The organism is Mariniradius sediminis (genome assembly GCF_021491425.1).
In the GTDB taxonomy this organism is placed as follows: Bacteria; Bacteroidota; Bacteroidia; order Cytophagales; family Cyclobacteriaceae; genus Mariniradius; species Mariniradius saccharolyticus.
Genome location: NZ_JAKEVZ010000002.1, coordinates 206,277 through 224,690, shown reverse-complemented (window position 1 = coordinate 224,690; position 18,414 = coordinate 206,277). Strand labels below are relative to the sequence as shown.

The 18,414-nt window shown below is 48.4% G+C and carries 15 protein-coding genes; 8 read left to right on the top strand and 7 right to left on the bottom strand.

Features of this window, described 5'->3' with window-relative positions; genetic code table 11:
* Positions 1-23: 23 nt before the first annotated feature.
* Both L0U89_RS03645 and L0U89_RS03640 read right to left on the bottom strand, forming a co-directional pair.
* Positions 24-3,056, bottom strand: a complete 3,033-nt coding sequence (locus tag L0U89_RS03645; RefSeq protein WP_234860280.1) for an SbcC/MukB-like Walker B domain-containing protein — start codon at positions 3,054-3,056, stop codon at positions 24-26.
* Positions 3,057-3,129: 73 nt separating this feature from the next.
* Positions 3,130-4,350: a metallophosphoesterase family protein gene (locus tag L0U89_RS03640; protein WP_234860279.1), complete on the bottom strand. Its 1,221-nt coding sequence runs from the start codon at positions 4,348-4,350 to the stop codon at positions 3,130-3,132.
* Positions 4,351-4,481: 131 nt separating this feature from the next.
* Between L0U89_RS03640 and L0U89_RS03635 the strand changes: the two genes are divergently transcribed.
* The gene (locus L0U89_RS03635; RefSeq protein ID WP_234860278.1) at positions 4,482-5,018 is read left to right on the top strand and encodes a septal ring lytic transglycosylase RlpA family protein; all 537 of its coding nucleotides are present in this window, start codon (positions 4,482-4,484) and stop codon (positions 5,016-5,018) included.
* A 99-nt stretch (positions 5,019-5,117) separates the two neighbouring features.
* On the opposite strand, the gene L0U89_RS03630 is transcribed toward L0U89_RS03635, so the two are convergent.
* The 4 genes from L0U89_RS03630 to L0U89_RS03615 all read right to left on the bottom strand — a co-directional run bounded on the left by L0U89_RS03630 (position 5,118) and on the right by L0U89_RS03615 (position 9,317).
* Entirely contained in the window at positions 5,118-5,732 is a 615-nt protein-coding gene (locus L0U89_RS03630; protein ID WP_234860277.1) for a Uma2 family endonuclease, read from the bottom strand.
* An 82-nt stretch (positions 5,733-5,814) separates the two neighbouring features.
* A complete protein-coding gene (locus L0U89_RS03625; protein WP_234860276.1) occupies positions 5,815-6,504 on the bottom strand; it encodes a hypothetical protein in 690 nt (229 codons plus the stop codon).
* Between the two features lie 51 nt (positions 6,505-6,555).
* Positions 6,556-7,167 (bottom strand): Uma2 family endonuclease, encoded by a 612-nt coding sequence (locus L0U89_RS03620; RefSeq protein ID WP_234860275.1) that lies wholly within the window; start codon positions 7,165-7,167, stop codon positions 6,556-6,558.
* A gap of 143 nt (positions 7,168-7,310) precedes the next feature.
* A complete protein-coding gene (locus L0U89_RS03615; RefSeq protein ID WP_234860274.1) occupies positions 7,311-9,317 on the bottom strand; it encodes an alpha-ketoacid dehydrogenase subunit alpha/beta in 2,007 nt (668 codons plus the stop codon).
* Positions 9,318-9,423: 106 nt separating this feature from the next.
* Here L0U89_RS03615 and L0U89_RS03610 point away from each other — a divergent pair, with 106 nt between their 5' ends.
* Positions 9,424-9,963 (top strand): helix-turn-helix domain-containing protein, encoded by a 540-nt coding sequence (locus L0U89_RS03610; RefSeq protein WP_234860273.1) that lies wholly within the window; start codon positions 9,424-9,426, stop codon positions 9,961-9,963.
* 261 nt (positions 9,964-10,224) lie between these two features.
* Here the strand turns inward: L0U89_RS03610 and L0U89_RS03605 are convergent, their stop codons facing one another.
* Positions 10,225-10,509: a hypothetical protein gene (locus tag L0U89_RS03605; protein ID WP_234860272.1), complete on the bottom strand. Its 285-nt coding sequence runs from the start codon at positions 10,507-10,509 to the stop codon at positions 10,225-10,227.
* A gap of 360 nt (positions 10,510-10,869) precedes the next feature.
* Here L0U89_RS03605 and rimO point away from each other — a divergent pair, with 360 nt between their 5' ends.
* From rimO to L0U89_RS03575, 6 genes are all read left to right on the top strand, one after another.
* Positions 10,870-12,183, top strand: a complete 1,314-nt coding sequence (gene rimO / locus L0U89_RS03600) for a 30S ribosomal protein S12 methylthiotransferase RimO (RefSeq protein ID WP_234860271.1) — start codon at positions 10,870-10,872, stop codon at positions 12,181-12,183.
* Between the two features lie 111 nt (positions 12,184-12,294).
* A complete protein-coding gene (locus L0U89_RS03595; RefSeq protein ID WP_234860269.1) occupies positions 12,295-13,167 on the top strand; it encodes a glycerophosphodiester phosphodiesterase in 873 nt (290 codons plus the stop codon).
* A 128-nt stretch (positions 13,168-13,295) separates the two neighbouring features.
* Positions 13,296-14,051 carry a DUF547 domain-containing protein gene (locus L0U89_RS03590; RefSeq protein WP_234860267.1) on the top strand — a complete coding sequence of 252 codons (756 nt, stop codon included), beginning with the start codon at positions 13,296-13,298 and terminating at the stop codon, positions 14,049-14,051.
* Positions 14,044-15,396, top strand: a complete 1,353-nt coding sequence (locus L0U89_RS03585; RefSeq protein WP_234860266.1) for an NAD(P)/FAD-dependent oxidoreductase — start codon at positions 14,044-14,046, stop codon at positions 15,394-15,396. The genes L0U89_RS03590 and L0U89_RS03585 overlap by 8 nt, the downstream gene beginning before the upstream one ends.
* Positions 15,393-16,937: a 4Fe-4S binding protein gene (locus L0U89_RS03580; protein WP_234860265.1), complete on the top strand. Its 1,545-nt coding sequence runs from the start codon at positions 15,393-15,395 to the stop codon at positions 16,935-16,937. Before L0U89_RS03585 ends, L0U89_RS03580 begins: the two co-directional genes overlap by 4 nt.
* Positions 16,937-18,409: a cellulose synthase family protein gene (locus L0U89_RS03575; protein WP_234860264.1), complete on the top strand. Its 1,473-nt coding sequence runs from the start codon at positions 16,937-16,939 to the stop codon at positions 18,407-18,409. Before L0U89_RS03580 ends, L0U89_RS03575 begins: the two co-directional genes overlap by 1 nt.
* The last annotated feature ends 5 nt before the right edge of the window (positions 18,410-18,414 follow it).

The window sequence follows — 18,414 nt, the reverse complement described above, 5'->3', positions numbered from 1 at the left end:
GTTTTTCCTCCTTATCTCACCTCTCAAAACGAATACCCCACCTGACTGCCCAATTCGGGATCCAGGTGGACTTTGGCATACACCCCGACTTCCTGCTGCAGTTCTTCGACATGGGAAATGATCCCGACAATACGGTTTTCGTGGCGGAGTGATTTGAGTGTCTCAAACACCACCCTCAGTGAATCCTTGTCCAGTGAACCAAATCCCTCATCCAAAAAGAAGAAAGACTGGTCAGCTTGATTGAGCGATTTCACTTTTTCGGCCAAAGCCAATGCGAGGCAAAGGGAAGCCTGAAAAGTCTGTCCGCCGGAGAGGGTTTTGAGGAGGCGAAGTTTCCCTCCATTCAGATAATCCCGTACAAAAAATGTATTGGAATCGTCGATTTCGAGACTGAGACGGTTTTTGGTCAGGCTCATAAAGCGCTTGTTGGCTGTATGGCAGAATTCTTTGAGATAGATGCTGCTCACATATTTGACAAAGCCGCTTCCCTTGAAGAGCCTATCCAGTTCTTTCAGATGGTTTTCCCGTTGGTCGAGTAGCCCGTACTCTGCTTCGATTTTCGCTTTTTCCAGCATCTTTGACCGCATGGACTGGATTTCCTGTTCGAGCAGCGTCATGTCTTTTCGGACGGCATCCATTCGGTCTTTGTGGTCTTCAAGCTGCGAACGGAGGTTCAGGAATCGGGCCTCATCGTACTCGGAGACGCCTTTTTCGGACTTCAGTTCTCGAATCTTGCTGGCAATCAACATGCTTTTGTCCTCGAACTTACGGATTTCCAAGTCTACCTTTTCCGCATCGAGGGAATGCTGGAAAAGAGTCACTAAAGACTTTTCGTCTTCGAATCCGTGTTCTTTTTTCAGTGCTTCGAACTGGACTTGCAGGTCTCGGATTTTTTTGTCCGTGGCTTCAACGAGCGAATTGAAGGTGTCAAGGTTTGCTAAGTTTGTTGCTTGCTTTGCCCGTGTTTCCTGAAGGACTTTTCGCTTTCCCTCCAAGTGTTGGTTGGTGAAATCGATATCTTTTTGGACATTGAGAATCATATTTTCGATCTCGGCAGTTCCTTTTGCCATGAATGATTTGGCAAAAGCAGGATCCTTGATTTCCTCCTTTTTCGCGGAAATTGTACTGAGGAGTCGCAGTTGTGCTTGTTCCGCGGCGCGGAGTTGCAGCTCCTCTTTTTCCAAAAGTGCTTTTCCCTCCTCAAGTGCTTTTCTGAACCTTCTTACTTCTTGCGTGAGATTTTCTTTCCGCGTGTAGGAGAAGTCAGTTTCTTTGATCAGTGTTGTCAAAGATTCCTTGGAGTGAATATGCTTCCCGCGAAGCTTCTCGATCAGGGTTTGGAGTTGAAGCTTGATATCCGCTAGGTCTTTTTCCTTCGCGGCGCGGTTTTGAAGGTGGTTTTCCTGCCTGATTTTTTGTCCGGATAGTTGTTGCGATAAATTGGTCGCAGCATCCAAGGTAGATTTTGCGGCTTCGATTTTCGCTGCGATTTCTTCAAGTTTGGTTTTTTCCTCGCCAAAAGTAAGCGGGTTGGGATGTTCCATCGCTCCGCAAAGTGGACAGGCTTCCCCGTCCACGAGGAGATGGACGTGCGCTGCTAGGCCTGTTTTGCTCAGAAGAATTTCCCTGCTCGCCTCAAGGGATTGGATCTCCAGTTTTTGTTGTTCTATCCAGTCGGAAAGACTCGCAAATGCAGCCGGCACTTGGTTTTGGATGGAGGATATCGACGCCTCCAACTCCTGCGAGGTTCGATGCAGCTGAAGCAGTTCCTCTGCCAACTTTGATTCCTTCGCCTCAAGGTTGGTCCAGTCCTTTGCAGCCGCTTTCAATTCTGCGATTTCATCTGTGGTTGGAAGCCGAATGCTTTCGATATCGGTTTCCTTTTCCTTGACGGATTTCTCGGTTTCCTTTTGCGAGGTCCTGAGGGATTCGATATGGGGATTGAGGGTTTCGACCTGTTTTTCCGCATTCTTTAAGTCTACTGACAACTGTTGGACTTCGATGACCTTTTTCAGGTCCCGGATTTTGGCTTCCCGTTGGGGTCTTTCGTCTGCCTTTTTCTTCAATTCCTTTTCCTCAGATTCCAGTTTTTCTACCTCCGTAGCATAGGATTCCTTGAAGTCCGCACAGTTCTTGGCACTTACCCGGTATTTTTCCAGATCGATCTTGGCTTCTTCCCGCTGTTCCCAAACAGGCTTGAGGTGGGTTTTTGCTCGAAGAAAGTCCTTCCAAAGCCGTTTTTTCTCCTCGATTTCGGGTCTTTTCTGATCAAGTAGTTCCCATTCACTCGTCAAATCTGTCAATTGAAGGTGCTTGGTGCGAAGGATTTCTTGGAGCCTAAATGCCGTTTCAGTTGTCTGAAAGGCAGCGTGAAGGTCCTTTTCTTGTTCGCCGATTTCATGCAGGAGGGTTTGCTTTACCAACAGGTTTTCCCGGCTGATACCCTCCAGTCCCGCCAACCTGGTTTCCAGCCGAATTTTTTCCTCTCGCGCCTGTTTGAGCAAATGGCTGGTGGGTGCGGATAGGTCAAACCGCTCGAGTCCAAAGAGTTCCTTCATCATCTCCGCCCTGGGTCCGGGTGTGAGGTCGATAAACTCCCTGAATTTTCCTTGGGGAATAATCACGGTCTGTTTGAAATGTTCCTTTTTCATGCCCACGATCTCCTCTGCAGCGAGATCGAGCGGCAATAATTCTGATTCCGATTTCAAATAGAAAGAATGTTCGGCGGGCCGTATTTCTTCCGGGTTTTTGGGATTGCGCTTGGCTGCATAGCGTGCCAGGTAGCGTTTTCCGTTGTTTTTTCCGGAGAGGAATTCAAACTGGATCAACAGATTGTCCCGCTGCAGGTTGAGCATGCTGCTCTTTTCGCCTCGGTCTGAAAGCCGCTCCGTGCTGCCGTATAGCGCAAGTAAAATCGCTTCGAGAATGGATGATTTTCCGCTCCCGACGGCGCCAAAAATCCCGAACAACCCCGCTGCCGTCAGCTGCCCAAAGTCCACGGTCTGCTTTTCCTTGTAGGAATAAAGGCCTTCTATCTCGAGTTTTACTGGGATCATGATTTATCTATGGTTTTGAAATTAGACCTGTCAGGTTTCCAAAACCTGATAGGTCTAAAATCTTGGAGATTTCTTATTCTTGGCTGATGACTTCTTTGAAAATCCCGATCAATTCCGGACTAGGCTCATGCCCTCTTTCGCTTTGGTAATACATCCCAAACAGGGTAATCATGTCCCTTTGCAAATCTTCTACCTTCAGACTCAATTCCGCCCCGCCTTGTGGGTTTTTGATTTGGGGAATCAGGTTGACAATGCCGTCATGGGCTTTCATGATGGCTTTGCGGACGGTTGCGTCTATGGCGAATTCGGTGACATAGGTCAAATCGACAAAGCAATAGGGATTCTCTTCCAGCCATTGGATCGTTGATTCGAGGTTGTCGAAGGTTTTGCGGTAAAGCGGCCGTCCGCTGTTCAGGCCAATCGGTTTGAAGACAGCGGGTTCATTGGGCGAGAGTTCCACGATGACCACCCGCTTTTGCTGGTCTGCTTCGCTGAAGGAATAGGCGAGGGGCGAGGAGGCGTACATCACTGGACAAGGTTCTTCGGTCACGGCATGGTATCGGTGGAGGTGGCCAAGGGCCGCGTACTGTATTTGTAGGGGAATATTTTGGGTAAACAGCGCCTGTGTCCCGCCGACGTGGAGAATAGGCCGCTCGGACTCCGGTTCCATTTCGATGGGCTGACCTTTTTGGACAAAAAAGAAATGGCCAACAAACAGGTTGACGCCGTGCCCATCACAATACTTGTCTGCCAGGTGTTGCCATTTGTCGGCCAAAAGCCCCCGGAACTCTTTCTCGCGGTCAGCCTCACCCAAATACGTCTTGAGCAGGACTTCGTTGGCATATGGTGCCAAAACGACCCGGATTGGATATTGAAACTTGGGAAGTACAATCTCCACAAAGCCCGGCTCCGAACGGCTGATCTGAATACCCGAGTCCAACTGGCCGGTGGGAATCTCAGAATCGTACCTGCTGTAGAAGAGGATGCCAAACTCCCGCGCCAACGGATCCGGGGCCTCGATCAATTGGGTGCTGTCATGGTTTCCCGAAATCGCGATAACAGGCCGTGTACCATTTCGGGAAAGTTTTTTGAGGGTTTTGAATAGCAACTCGACGGCTTCATGGCTCGGATTGAAGCTGTCGAAGATGTCTCCGGCAAGGAGCACGAGGTCCACTTCTTCGGCGTCGGCTATGGCGACAATTTCCGCAAGAACGGCTTTTTGTTCCTCGATTCTTGGAAATTCCTGGAGCCGCTTGCCCAGGTGCCAGTCGGCTGTATGGAGTATTTTGATCATGTTTTTATACTGTGGACAGTCAGGGAAATCCTTCCCAAAATATCACCTAAGATATTCAAGGAAAGGCAGGGCTGCAAACCCTCGCGGGGGCTTTGTCGTAAATTGGCACATAAATTGCCAAAAGCAGCCACATGAAAGTTGGAAAATACATGGTGGTCACCTTGTTGTGCTTGATGCCGGCCCTCTTCGGAGCCCAAGTCAAGCCCAAGGAACTGGAAGAGTTCCTGACCATCCAAGAGGGGACGGCGAGTTATTATGGGAAGAAATTCCACCTGCGAAAGACTTCCAGCGGTGAAATATTCCGCATGGAAGAGATGACCGCTGCCCACAAAAACCTGCCATTCGGGACGATGGTCCAGGTGACGCTTCACCAAAATGGAAAGTCCCTTTGGGTAAAGATCAATGACCGTCTGCCTCAAAATTCAAAACGGATCATTGATCTATCGCGTGGTGCCGCGGAGGAATTGGGGATTATCACCCAAGGTCTAGCCAAAGTCAGTCTATCGGTAAAGGACAACGAGACCATCAAACAGCTTAGGTCGCATTATGGTGAAAAAATTCCAACAGGAATGCGCCTGCGCTGGGAGGAGACGGAAGTTGCATTTGCAAGGATACCTTTGCCAGCACCGGTAATGGGAATTTGCCTTAAGCCTTTTGTTTTGAACTAAGGTGCTCCCTACCAAAACAGGGTTGGGAGTTTCTTTTTGCCAAATTTAATGCCATGTGAAGGAGTGGTTTTCGGTTTAATCGATTAGAAAATGCCTACCCTAGTCCCCTAAATCCCCAAAAACCTCATCCAAGTCCATTTCGAAGCCGTTGATGGCTTTGGATTTTACTTTGTCGCCTAAGGTAAAAAGCCTAGAAGGCACGTATTTTTTGTCTATCAAAGTGTAGATCAACAGCGTTTTTTCCGAAGGATGGATGATCCAATATTCATTGACTCCGCTTTCCTCATAGACCTCGTACTTGTTTTTGAGCTCTTTGCTGTTGCTGCCGGGAGACAGTATTTCCATGATCAAATCGGGTGCCCCGACACAGCCCATCTCGTCCAGCTTGGAAGGATCGCAGACCACACAGATATCCGGCTGTACCACGGTGAAGATGTCCTCGTTTTTTTTCGACCTGACGGGTAGCCGTACATCGAATGGTGCGATATAAGCCTTGCACCTTTTACCTTTGAGGTGATTTGTAAGCCCTGTAATCATCAATCCGGCAATCTCCTGATGGATTCGACTCGGAGCAGCTGCCGCCTGCTTGAACACTTTCCCTTTGATCAGCTCGACCATGTAGTCGATGTCCCAAGTCAGGTAATCCGCATAGGAATGGGTTCCGTATGCCGAAAATGGCTCATTCACTACGTTTTCTTCATCCTTTGTTTCCATACTTTAAAAATAAGGATTCCGTGCGATAACGTAAGCTGTTGTTGGTAGTTTTTCAGTCTAGACTTCAGGTCCGCCCGATTTCCTACCAGGCGTTGAAAACCACCCCGATGCCTGCATGTAGCAGGTTGATGGTGCTCCTGACTGGAGTGTAGATGAATTGTCCGTCGCCCAAGTCGGGTCGGTATTGCGTGTCCTGTTTGCGGAGAAATTCGACCGAGCCAGTGTCATGATAAAGCAGTTTGAGCTCCCAATGCCCGCTTTCAGGGTTTTTGAAGGGCATTTTGATACCGCCTCCAAAGCGATAGGACATCACCCAATCCGAGTAATCACGTCCTTCTTCGATGGGTTCGCCAAATTGGAATTCACGGATGATATAGCGTGTGTAAAAGTGGTTGGCACCGATTTGGGCTTCGAAAAATGGATGCACTTTCTGGCCTTTTTCGATGTAGTAACGCATGTAAGACATCAAACTGACGAGATTGTTATTGCGTCGGATGCGCATTTCGTCGGTGTAGCCGGGATATAGGTCGTTTCGTTTTTCTAGCTTAGTACCGTGTAGGCCGTAGCCGATGTTGATGCCCACTTCCAAGGGAGAAAGGAAGCGATAGCCTATCGAGAAGCCAAATTCGGGAAAAACCAAGCTTCCTGCATTTTCCTTGAGCTCACCGACCGACCAAGCCGCGTTGCCATGGAATCCAAAATTCCAATATTGCCCAAAACTGTTGAGGGAAATTGAAAGGAAAAGAAGAAAGGCGATGACAAAAGTTTTCATGCTACAATATACGTTCAGATTTATTTTCGGGTTAAGGCAAGTCAATTGAGGCTAATCCAAATCCCTGAATACCTCCCCTAATTCCAACTCAAATTCGGGAACAGCGATAGATTTGACCACATCCCCGTGGGTCATCAGTCGCGATGGCTGATAGAATCCATCCACCAAGGTGTACACCAATAATGTATGTTCGTCAGGATGGATAATCCAGTATTCCCGAACGCCGCTTTCTTGATACACTTCGTACTTACGGGTCAATTCGAGCTGATTGTTGCCCGGAGAGAGAATTTCGATGATCAAATCTGGCGCACCAATACAACCGAAATCATCCAATTTTGAAGGGTCGCAGATAACGCAAATATCAGGTTGGACTACTGTATGGATGTCTTTATTTTTTCTGGACTTGACCGGCAAGCGCACGTCAAATGGAGCTTCGTAAACCTTGCACTTCTTGCCCTTCAAAAAACTGTGAAAACTTGAGAATACATTTCCAGAAATACCCTGATGCCTCCGTCTCGGCGCGGCAGCGGCTTTCTTGAAAATCTTGCCCTTGATCAGCTCGACCATCACGTCCATGTTCCAGGAAAGGTAATCTTCGTAGGAATAGACTCCATATTCCGATGAAGGCTCTTCGACTTTGGAAATTTTTTCTTCGGTATCCATAGTTGAAATTTACAAAAGAATCCTCCAAAACAACAACAAATCCCCAATCCTTTATCCGTGCCTATATCCCAAGGTCCCAACTCTATAGCCCAGTTACTCAATAACCCAATAACTTAGTAACCTAATAACTTTATAACCTCTCTCTAGTACTCCATCAACCTCCTCAGCTTCTCTTTGAACCGATTGACGGGCAAGAAGTTCTTTTCCAAGTTCGGCGCAAAGGGAACTGGCGTATCCAGACTACCTTCCCGCATCAGCGGCGCGTCGAGGTATTCGAAGCAGTTTTCGGAGATCCAAGCGATGATTTCCCCACCAATTCCCCCGGTGAGGCAATCCTCCTGGAGAAAAATGACTTTTCCTGTCTTACGTACCGTCTTTTCGACTGCTTCCCGGTCCCAAGGCAAAAGCGTCCGCAAATCCAAGATATCCGCATCCGCACCCAATTCTGCCATCGCCGCCTTCGCCCAATGTACACCCATGCCATACGTAATGATGCTGACCGAATTTCCCTCAGCGACAAGTTTGGCTTTGCCTACTTCGATTGTATAGTAGTCGTCAGGAATGGATTCGGAAATCGAGCGGTAAAGCGCCTTGTGCTCAAAGTACAGGTAGGGATTTGGATCCTCAATGGCTGCATTCAGCAGGCCTTTGGCATCGTAGGGATTGGAAGGATAGACGATTTTTAAGCCCGGTGTATGGAAAAACCAGGCTTCGTTGGATTGGGAATGGAATGGTCCCGCAGCCACGCCTGCACCCGTGGGCATTCGGACGACGACGTTGGCGTTTTGCCCCCAGCGGTAGTGAATTTTTGCGAGGTTGTTGACGATTTGGTTGAAGCCGACGGAGACGAAATCGGCAAACTGCATTTCGACCATGGACTTGTAGCCCTTGACTGAAAGTCCCAGGGCCGCGCCGATGATGGCACTTTCGCAAAGCGGCGTATTGCGCACCCTTTCTCTGCCAAATTTTTGAACAAATCCGTCCGTAATCTTAAACGCCCCGCCGTACTCTGCAATGTCTTGCCCCATCAGGATGAGGTTGGGGTAGCGTTCCATGGATTGTTTCAAACCCTCCGAAATGGCGTCGATGAAGCGCTTTTCGGTTTTGTTGGAGCCGGCAGGTAGGATGGGTACTTGGGCATACAGCGCATACATATCCCGCAATTCCTCCTCGGTATCGGGCACGATATCCGCTTCACCAAAGGCGATTTCAATGCCCTTGTTGATGGCATCCTTGATGCGCTTGTTGATTTTTTCCTTGGTTTCGGCTTTGAGAACGCCTATTTCCTCCAAGTACCTTTCGTAGTTTTCGACGGGATCTTTGAGTGCCCAAGTTTCCATCAGGGATTTCGGGACGTATTTGGTGCCGGATGCTTCCTCATGTCCACGCATCCTGAATGTGATGGCTTCGACGAGGACTGGTCTTGGGTTTTGCCTGATATCTTCAGCAACGGTTTTGATGGCATCGTACATGGCGAGGACATTGTTGCCATCCACCCGAACGGTGTCCATGCCGTAGCCCGGACCTTTGGCAGTGAAATATTCAAAGGCAAATTGCTCCTCGCTGGGCGTGGAGAGCCCATAGCCATTGTGTTCCACCACGAATATCACAGGCAATTTCCAGACTGCTGCGACATTAAGTCCTTCATGAAAATCCCCCTCGGAACTCGCTCCATCACCGGTGAACACAAGCGTGGCTTTCTTTTCTCCCGCCAGTTTGTAGGCCAATCCAATCCCATCCGCGATGGCCATCTGCGGACCCAGATGGGAAATCATCCCGACGATATGGTGTTCGTTGGTTCCGAAATGGAAAGAACGGTCACGGCCTTTGGTGAAGCCTGATTTTTTCCCCTGGAATTGGGCAAATAGTTTGTCCAAGGGAAGCTTGCGCCCCGTGAAAATGCCCAAATTGCGGTGCATCGGAAGTATGTACTCGTCCTCCTGCAGTGCGTTGACCGCACCAATTGATATCGCTTCCTGTCCCCAACCGCTAAACCACTTTGAAATCTTCCCTTGCCGCAGCAGAATCAACATTTTCTCCTCTATCCTCCTGGGCATCAACAGCGATTCGTAGAGCGCGAGAAGGGTTTGGTCGTCATAATGTTTTCTGTCAAAAGTAATCGGGGTGTCTTTGGTGATGATGGGGTGCATTGGGCCTATATTTTTCCACCAAATTATGTGAAAATCGATTCATGCCAATCATTGGCGAGAACTTTCGAATACCGCAAATTGGTTTAGAAAAAACAAGACACAAACTATGCAGGAAATCCGCATCAAACATATGGTTTGCCCACGCTGTATCATGGCAGTGGAGTCGACACTTTCCCAGCTTTCGATTCCGTTCGAAAAGGTCGAACTGGGGAAAGTTGTACTGGCTGAGTCGATCACTGAACCTTCAATGAGGGCATTCGAATCGCGCCTGCTTGCCCTCGGATTCGAAGTACTCAAAGACAGGGATAGCCAACGGATTGAAAAAATCAAGAACCTGCTTTCAGTACTGCTCAGCAGCGAAGAGATCCCGTCGGGTTTTTTGCTTTCGGAGTTTATCAAGACTGAGATGGGAGAGGATTACAGCGCATTGAGCCAATTGTTCAGCAGCATGGAGGGAATTACGCTCGAGCGCTATTTTATCGAGCAAAAGATCATGAAGGTGAAGGAATGGCTTTCCTACGAAGAGCTTACACTGAGCGAAATTGCCTGGAAACTGGATTACAGCTCTGTGCAGCATCTTTCGGCGCAGTTCAAGAGGGTTACGGGAATGACGCCCTCGGAACATAAAAAGCGTAGAAAACAGTAGCATATTCCCTCAATACACTCTGTCCCAGAAACAGCAAAGGCGACGATTCACATCGTCGCCTAAAAATTCATTGCAAGGATATTAAAAAATGTTCGTTTGCTGTACGGGATCAAAAGTAGAAAGATTGAATCCCGGACTTGGAAATTAATCGTTAAGGATATTTTAAGTTAAAGCGAACATTTTCCGCCCCGCTTAATGATTCCGTAACGTTCCCGGACTTGCTGCAAACAAACACTTGATAAGCGCATTTTTTGCATCCTATCAGGACCCTGCGAATGGTGATCCAAAGATGCCTACAGCCAACTCCGCCCAAATGAGGAAAAAGGCCAACAGTACTACAAATCCCACCAACAATCTGTTTTGAATGGTTTTTACTTTTCGAAGCACCAAATCCAATAGGATTCCGGTCGATAGAAGCAGTATGCCCATCACAGCAAAATCGAACAGGGACCAGTTTACCTCATCCGTAAACTGCATGGCCAAAAACGGTATCAGCAACAGGAAGGCTACGATCGAAATGATGATGTTTAATCTTTGGTTTTTCATAGTGTGGCAGTGCTTAGTATGTTTCAAAAGTACTTTGAGATACAAAGTAAATTATCGCGCCTCATTTTTCCAAACCCATTAGGGAAATTTTTGTGGCCGCAGGATGCAATCGCGTTAGATAAGATATGAGACTTGAGATACAAGATGCGAGACGTGAAGCTTTAGGAAAATCCCATAGCTATTTTCACAGACCGAAGCCGATGGGCAAACGAGTAACTATTTCCCAATAACCAATTACTATCACCCAATTTTCCAATCTTTCAATTTTCCAATTTTTAAATCCTCCAAATATCCCAAAATCCAAAATCCCTAACCTTTCCAACCTTTTCCCTTACCTTTGCAGCCTAATTCCAAAATGGCGTGAAAGCGAGAACATTAAAGAAAGACAAAGTCAATATCATCACGATGGGTTGCTCCAAGAACTTGGTCGATTCCGAGGTGCTGTTGACCCAATTGAAAGGCAACGGCATCGAAGCCTTCCACGAATCCAAATCCAAGGACAATAACATCGTCATCATCAATACCTGTGGCTTTATTGACAATGCGAAGCAAGAATCGATTGATACGATTTTGCAATACGTCGATGCCAAGGAGCGTGGATTGGTGGACAAGGTGTACGTTACGGGATGTCTTTCGCAGCGCTACAAGGACGACTTGGAAAAGGAAATACCCCAAGTCGATGCCTACTTTGGTACGCGGGATTTGCCGGCTTTGCTCAAGAAGTTCAAGGCGGACTACAAACACGAATTGGTAGGGGAGCGCTTGTTGACGCATTCGGCCCACTATGCCTATATGAAGATTTCCGAAGGCTGTGATCGGCCTTGTTCTTTCTGCGCGATTCCGCTGATGCGGGGAGGCCACGTGTCACGCCCCATCGAGGAACTTGTCCGTGAAGCCCAACACAAAGCCGCCAATGGCACCAAGGAATTGCTGCTGATTGCCCAAGACTCCACTTATTATGGCTTGGACCTGTACAAAAAGAGAAACCTTGCCGAGCTCCTCGCGCGGTTATCGGATGTCGAGGGTATTGACTGGATTCGCTTGCACTATGCCTTCCCGACAGGCTTCCCCATGGACGTCATCCAAGTAATGAAAGAGCGCTCCAACATCTGCAACTACCTTGACATTCCCCTTCAACACGGTTCCACGGACGTGCTTAAGGCCATGAGACGCGGTACTACGAGGGAAAAACAGGAAGAGTTGATCCATTCCATTCGGGAAATGATTCCCGAAATCGCGATTCGCACCACCCTGATTGCCGGGCATCCGGGCGAAGGTGAAAAGGAATTTCGGGAGATGGTAGACTTTGTCGAGCGGATGAAGTTTGAGCGCTTGGGCGTATTTACCTATTCACACGAGGAAAATACCCATGCCTATTCCATGGAGGACAGCACGCCAGATGAAGTGAAGCAGCAGCGTGCCAACCAACTCATGGAGATCCAGGAGCAAATCTCCTACGACCTCAACCAGGAGAAAATCGGCAAGACCTTCAAAGTGCTGATCGATAAAAAAGAAGGGGGTTACTTTGTCGGTAGGACCGAATACGATTCCGTAGAAGTGGACAATGAGGTACTCATTGACGCGTCCAAACATTATTGCCGTGTCGGCGATTTTGTCCAAGCCCAGGTTTTTGAAGCCACGGAGTTTGATTTGTATGCAGATGTGGTTAAGTGATTCCAGTCGCTATGCTGCATTTCCGAACGCAGCATATTCGATTTTTCACAAAACAATAACCTGCAGAAACCTCAGTCTTCTGGTTTTTGAATTAAATTGGAGGAAAAAACGATGAAGGTTTCCATTTCCTGTTTATTGATCTTTCTTTTTCCTTTGGCACTTCACGCTCAATTTTCATATGACCTGCAGGGCCACCGGGGCAGCCGTGGCCTGATGCCTGAAAATACGATTCCGGCCATGATCAAAGCCATGGACTTGGGTGTCACAACCTTGGAAATGGATTTGGCAGTGACCAAGGACAAGGTGTTGATTCTCTCCCACGAGCCATTTATGAATCCAGTCATTTGTCTCGATTCGGAGGGTAAGGAAATCCCCAACGCCGACAGATCGCACAATATCTTTCAAATGGACTATGCGGAAGTCCTCGCATATGATTGTGGAACCAAACCCCACCGTGGATTTCCGGAGCAGGTCAAGTTCCATGCGACAAAGCCGAAGTTGGCCGATGTCATTGCCGTGACGGAAAAATATGCCAAAGACAGGAACCTTCCCGCACCCCGTTACAATATCGAGATTAAAAGTTCGCCCGAGGGAGATGGCATTTACCATCCAACGGTAGCGGAATTTTCCGACCTTGTCGTACAGCAGATCGCCCAATCCATCGGTTGGGAGCGGGTCAATATCCAGTCCTTTGATTTTCGAGTCTTGCAATACATCCACGAGAAGTACTCGAATGTTCCCCTGGCAATGTTGATCGAAACGGCAGGTACGCCACAGCAGCAGCTCGATAAGTTGGGCTTTGTGCCGCAGATTTATTCGCCTGCCTTTGGTATGTTGACGAAAGAGACGGTGGATTTTTTGCATCAAAAAGGCATGAAGGTCATCCCCTGGACTGTCAATACAACCGAACAGATGGAAAAACTCCTCGATATGGGCGTTGATGGCATCATCACTGATTATCCTGATCGTGCGCCAAAAAAGTAACTCGCTACTTGTGGTGTGAGGTTTCCGCCTACAGAAAATAGGCGCAAAAATGTCCGCCTGAAGACAAAAGCCTGGGAGTTTTTCGTATATCTTCCGTATTGAAATGCAAATCCCAAGCTTTGCCTCCGATGAAAGTCATTCTCACTTTTGCCCTATTCCTTTTCAACCTCTCCTGCGGCACCTCCGACTTGGGACAGCAAGGTTCGGTACCTCCAAGCCATGCGATTTGGCAGGAGTTGCTCCAAAAGCATGTAACGCCCGCAGGAAAGGTATCCTACAAGGGCTTTATCCAAGACAGGCAGAAACTCCAGACTTATCTGGACCTACTTTCCAACAACGCACCAGACCGCAGCAAATGGTCCAAGCAGGAGCAATTAGCCTATTGGATCAATGCCTACAATGCCTTTACGGTCAGGCTTATCCTCGACCATTACCCTGTCAAAAGCATCCGTGACATCAAGCCCAAGGTCAATATTCCTGTTGTCAATACGGTTTGGCACATCGAGTTCTTCAAAATCGGCGGAAAGCCAGCATCCTTGGATGAGATTGAGCATAAGATCCTTCGCAAGGAATTTGATGAACCGAGGATACATTTCGCGATCAACTGCGCATCCTTTTCTTGTCCGATTTTGCTGAATGAGGCTTTTGTGCCGGAGAAACTGGAAAGCCAACTCGAACGCGTCGCCCGCCAGTTTATCAACGATCCCCAGCGCAACCGTATCGCCGCAGACAAGGCCGAGATTTCCCAGATTTTCTCATGGTTTCAGGAGGATTTCACCAAAAAAGGCTCCTTGATCGATTTTCTCAACCAATATTCAAAGGTGAAAATCAAACCGAACGCGAAAATTTCCCATCTTGAATACAATTGGGCGCTCAATGAATAACCGCAAAATCATCATCATCGGCAACGGCATCGCCGGCATCACCACCGCCCGCCACATCCGCAAAAAGGATACGGCCGGGGAGATTTTGGTGGTATCGGGCGAGTCCGACCATTTTTTTTCCCGAACTGCCCTGATGTACATCTACATGGGACATATGAAATATGCCCATACCAAGCCGTATGAAGATGGATTTTGGGAGAAAAACCGCATCAAACTCAAGCGGGCTTGGGTCGATACGGTTGATTTTCAGGGGAAGAAAGTGGAATACCGTGATGGCGGCACCGACGCTTACGACGTCTTGATCCTCGCGACGGGTTCCAAACCCAATAAGTTTGGCTGGCCGGGACAGGATTTGCAAGGGGTACAGGGACTTTATTCCCTGCAGGATTTGGAGCGGATGGAACAGAATACCCAAGGAATCAAAAATGCCGTCATTGTCGGCGGGGGACTTATCGGCATCGAGATGGCCGAAATGCTGGCGAGCCGCAAAATCGAGGTCACCTTCCTCGTGCGCGAAGAAAACTTCTGGGACAACGTCCTGCCGAAGGAAGAAGCCCAACTCATTGGAAGGCATATCCGCGAGCACCATATTGACTTGCGTCTCGGTACTGAATTGGGAGAGATCATTGGCGACAGTTCAGGTCGGGTAAAGGCTGTCAGCACAAAATCTGGAGAAAAGATCGACTGTCAATTCGTAGGCTTGACGGTAGGCGTCAGTCCAAATATTGACTTCCTTAAAAATTCCGAACTGGGTGCCAACCGCGGGATATTGGTCAATGAATTTTTCCAAACCAACATCCCCGACGTCTATGCCATCGGTGATTGTGCCGAATTCAAACAAGCCCCGGCGCCTGATCGCAGAAACATCGAGCAGGTTTGGTACACAGGGCGTATGCACGGAGAGACCTTGGCCCACAACCTGACCCATAGCAAAGCTGTCCCCTACAAACCAGGGATTTGGTTCAATTCCGCCAAGTTTTTTGATATTGAGTACCAGACCTACGGGACGGTGCCTACGGCTTTGCCCGCGGATTGGGATTGGTTCTATTGGGAAGATACCAAGGGGAAAAGGTGTTTTCGGATCGTCTTTGGGAAATCCGATAAGAAAATCAAGGGTGTAAATGCGCTTGGCTGGCGGCTGCGGCATGCTTATTTCGACAAGGCCATCGCCGAAGGATGGATGATGGAAAAGGTCCTTTTGCACTTGCAAAAAGCAAATTTTGACCCCGAGTTCCATGATTCCCCGCATAAAGATATCCTTGCTGCCTACAACGAGCAATACGGGAAATCCCTGCAACCCGCCCTGAAATCATTGTTCCAAAACTTATTCGGTACCAAGGTATGAAGCAGTTCCAACAAGCCGGAATCGTCATTTTTGTAATCAGCTTGCTGCTGTTTTCGGTGCTGCCTTTCATTGGTAGCTACAAGCTGGAAAAGGAAACCTTAGCGGCGACCGTGAAAACCGAGCATCTCGGCGTGATGGAGGAAGTCCTGGCGCCTATGGTCGGGCAGGAGTTCAGCTCCAACTTTGCCTTTATTGCTGAATTCAACCGACTATTCGGAGGCTACAATGACGCACTGAAAGCCAATCAGCAATGGGACAAGGTCATTTGGGATAATTATGCATTCGCCTTGACCAAGGCCTCCGCACTTGGCCCTGTAAGCCAAAATCCTCATTTCTATTTATTCATCTCGGTGGTTTTTGGAGTTGTCGGGGCGCTGATGTACATCCTGCCCATGTACCGTGGCAAGCCCGAAGGGATCAAGCATGACGGGATTTTCTTTTCTTCGATGAAATCCAGGGGAATTTTGGGGATACTGACTGGTACTTGGCTGATTTTGTTTTACATCGCTTTGTATTGGTTTCCAGAATACCTGACCAACTTAGTCCTGATGGTGGACCCGATCAGCATGGCACTTTCCGGCAATCCCGCCAGCCAATGGTTCTTGTACGGTTTTGTGTACACGTTGGCCATTATCGTCATGGGTATCCGGATGTTTCGCAAGTACAGAGGTAATGCCTACCAAACCATCCGCACCGTCTCGGTCATGTTTTTCCAATTGGCCTTTGCCTTTCTTTTACCCGAAATCATGGTCTTGATGAACATGCCTTGGCATGATTTCAAAAATATCTGGCCTTTGGATTACTCCTTTTTCTACGATTACCGCATCGACGGCATGGTCAATTCCGGGGCTTTGGGTATGTTCATGCTGATTTGGGGGATTATACTCATCGTGTTGGGGGTGCCTATTTTTACTTATCTCTTTGGGAAAAGATGGTATTGTTCTTGGGTCTGCGGCTGTGGCGGACTGGCGGAGACCTTGGGCGACCCTTATCGGCAGCTTTCTGACAAGTCCGTCAAGGCTTGGAAAATAGAGCGGTACCTCATTCATGGAGTATTGGTGTTTGCGGTATTGATGACCGGTTTGACGATCGCCAATTATTTTACGGAGTTTGCCCTCTTGGGCCAAGCTACCAATCAACTGCACAGCATTTATGGATTCGCGATAGGTTCCGCATTTGCCGGCGTGGTGGGTACTGGATTTTACCCCTTGATGGGCAACCGCGTTTGGTGTAGATTTGGCTGTCCTTTGGCCGCATACTTGGGGATTGTGCAGCGCTTCAAGTCCCGCTTCCGGATTACTACCAATGGCGGACAGTGTATTTCCTGCGGCAATTGCTCCACCTATTGCGAAATGGGCATCGATGTCCGTTGGTACGCGCAGCGGGGACAAAACATTGTGAGGTCTTCCTGCGTCGGCTGCGGGGTATGCAGTGCGGTCTGCCCGAGGGGAGTGCTCAAGCTCGAAAATGCCGATGAAGAAGGAAGAATCAACGATAAGCCCATTTTGATCGGGAACAATTCCATCACCCTCAACGCCTGATGCTATTTATTTACGTTTCATTGGGAATTTACTTCCTAGCCATGCTGTTTGTGTTTGCCTATGCGCTGGCACAAGCGGACCTGCTGTGGCATTTTTTTAAATTCAATAAGGAAAAACCCGCACATCTCAGTGAGGAAAGCCGTTCGTTACCTTTTGTTACGGTTCAATTACCCGTCTTCAACGAAATGTACGTGGTCGAAAGACTGTTGGCATCCGTGGCAAAAATCCACTACCCACTGGACAAATTGGAAATCCAAATATTAGACGACAGCACCGACAGGACTCAAGAAATCATCCAATCAAAGCTCAAAGAGTATCCGGGATTTCCATTTGTCTACATCCACCGGACAGACCGGAAGGGTTTCAAAGCGGGTGCCCTTCGGGAAGGTTTGGCGAGGGCAAAAGGGGAGTTTATCGCGATCTTTGACGCGGATTTTGTACCTGACCCCGAGTTTTTGTACAATACATTGGGGCATTTTGCCGACCCCCAAGTCGGCTTGGTACAGACCCGCTGGACGCACCTCAATGAAGGTTATTCCGTGCTTACACGCTTACAGGCCTTTGCCCTCGATGCCCATTTCACGGTAGAACAGATGGGCCGTAACGCCCAAAACGCTTTCATCAACTTCAATGGCACGGGAGGTATTTGGCGGAAAAGCTGCATTCTAGACGCAGGTAATTGGCATGACGATACACTCACGGAGGATTTGGACCTGAGCTATAGGGCCCAGGAAAAGGGATGGCGATTTGTCTACCGTCCGGATATCGAGTCGCCTGCCGAACTTCCGCCCGTGATGCCTGCGATCAAATCCCAGCAGTTCCGCTGGACCAAAGGCGGGGCAGAATGTGCGGTCAAGCATTTGGGGGAGGTCCTGCGAAAACCCTACAGTTTGAGAAAGAAGCTTCATGCCATGGCCCATCTGCTCAATTCGGCGATTTTCGTGGCGATACTGACTGCGGCAATCAGCAGCATTCCGATTTGGTATGGGTTCTATAAGGGTTTACTGGATGTACAATATTTTCGTGCCGCAGCGGTATTTCTGCTCGGATTTGTCGTCATAGCCATGGTTTATTTCTTTGCCAACAGCAGTCTTTCTGGGCATTCTCCGAAGCGTTTGCTCCGCTTTGCTTGGGAATTACCTCTGTTCCTTTCGGCTTCCATGGGCTTGGCTTTGCACAACTCCCAGGCGGTTTGGGAAGCCTGGACCGGGAAAAAGTCCCCCTTTGTCAGGACACCGAAGTACAATTTGGTCGGAGGGGATCATGCTTTGCAAAAAAGTGCCTATCATCGTTTTCAAGTTCCAATTAGTACCTATTTGGAATTATCATTTGGAATTCTCTTTCTATCCATAGCCATTTTGTCCGCAGTTTCCCATACCTATCCCTTTTTGGTATTTCACCTGCTGCTTGGATTAGGATTTCTGATGGTGGGGATCCAATCCTTGGTAGGCATTAGATCAATGCCTAGATAGGCTTT

Excerpts from the sequence above, each read along its gene's own strand:
- L0U89_RS03575 (WP_234860264.1), top strand. The coding sequence starts at position 16,937 with ATGCTATTTATTTACGTTTCATTGGGAATTTACTTCCTAGCCATGCTG.
- L0U89_RS03585 (WP_234860266.1), top strand. The coding sequence starts at position 14,044 with ATGAATAACCGCAAAATCATCATCATCGGCAACGGCATCGCCGGCATC.
- L0U89_RS03580 (WP_234860265.1), top strand. The coding sequence starts at position 15,393 with ATGAAGCAGTTCCAACAAGCCGGAATCGTCATTTTTGTAATCAGCTTG.
- L0U89_RS03640 (WP_234860279.1), bottom strand. The coding sequence starts at position 4,350 with ATGATCAAAATACTCCATACAGCCGACTGGCACCTGGGCAAGCGGCTC.
- L0U89_RS03620 (WP_234860275.1), bottom strand. The coding sequence starts at position 7,167 with ATGGATACCGAAGAAAAAATTTCCAAAGTCGAAGAGCCTTCATCGGAA.
- L0U89_RS03635 (WP_234860278.1), top strand. The coding sequence starts at position 4,482 with ATGAAAGTTGGAAAATACATGGTGGTCACCTTGTTGTGCTTGATGCCG.
- L0U89_RS03625 (WP_234860276.1), bottom strand. The coding sequence starts at position 6,504 with ATGAAAACTTTTGTCATCGCCTTTCTTCTTTTCCTTTCAATTTCCCTC.
- L0U89_RS03630 (WP_234860277.1), bottom strand. The coding sequence starts at position 5,732 with ATGGAAACAAAGGATGAAGAAAACGTAGTGAATGAGCCATTTTCGGCA.
- L0U89_RS03610 (WP_234860273.1), top strand. The coding sequence starts at position 9,424 with ATGCAGGAAATCCGCATCAAACATATGGTTTGCCCACGCTGTATCATG.
- L0U89_RS03605 (WP_234860272.1), bottom strand. The coding sequence starts at position 10,509 with ATGAAAAACCAAAGATTAAACATCATCATTTCGATCGTAGCCTTCCTG.
- L0U89_RS03645 (WP_234860280.1), bottom strand. The coding sequence starts at position 3,056 with ATGATCCCAGTAAAACTCGAGATAGAAGGCCTTTATTCCTACAAGGAA.
- L0U89_RS03615 (WP_234860274.1), bottom strand. The coding sequence starts at position 9,317 with ATGCACCCCATCATCACCAAAGACACCCCGATTACTTTTGACAGAAAA.
- L0U89_RS03590 (WP_234860267.1), top strand. The coding sequence starts at position 13,296 with ATGAAAGTCATTCTCACTTTTGCCCTATTCCTTTTCAACCTCTCCTGC.
- L0U89_RS03595 (WP_234860269.1), top strand. The coding sequence starts at position 12,295 with ATGAAGGTTTCCATTTCCTGTTTATTGATCTTTCTTTTTCCTTTGGCA.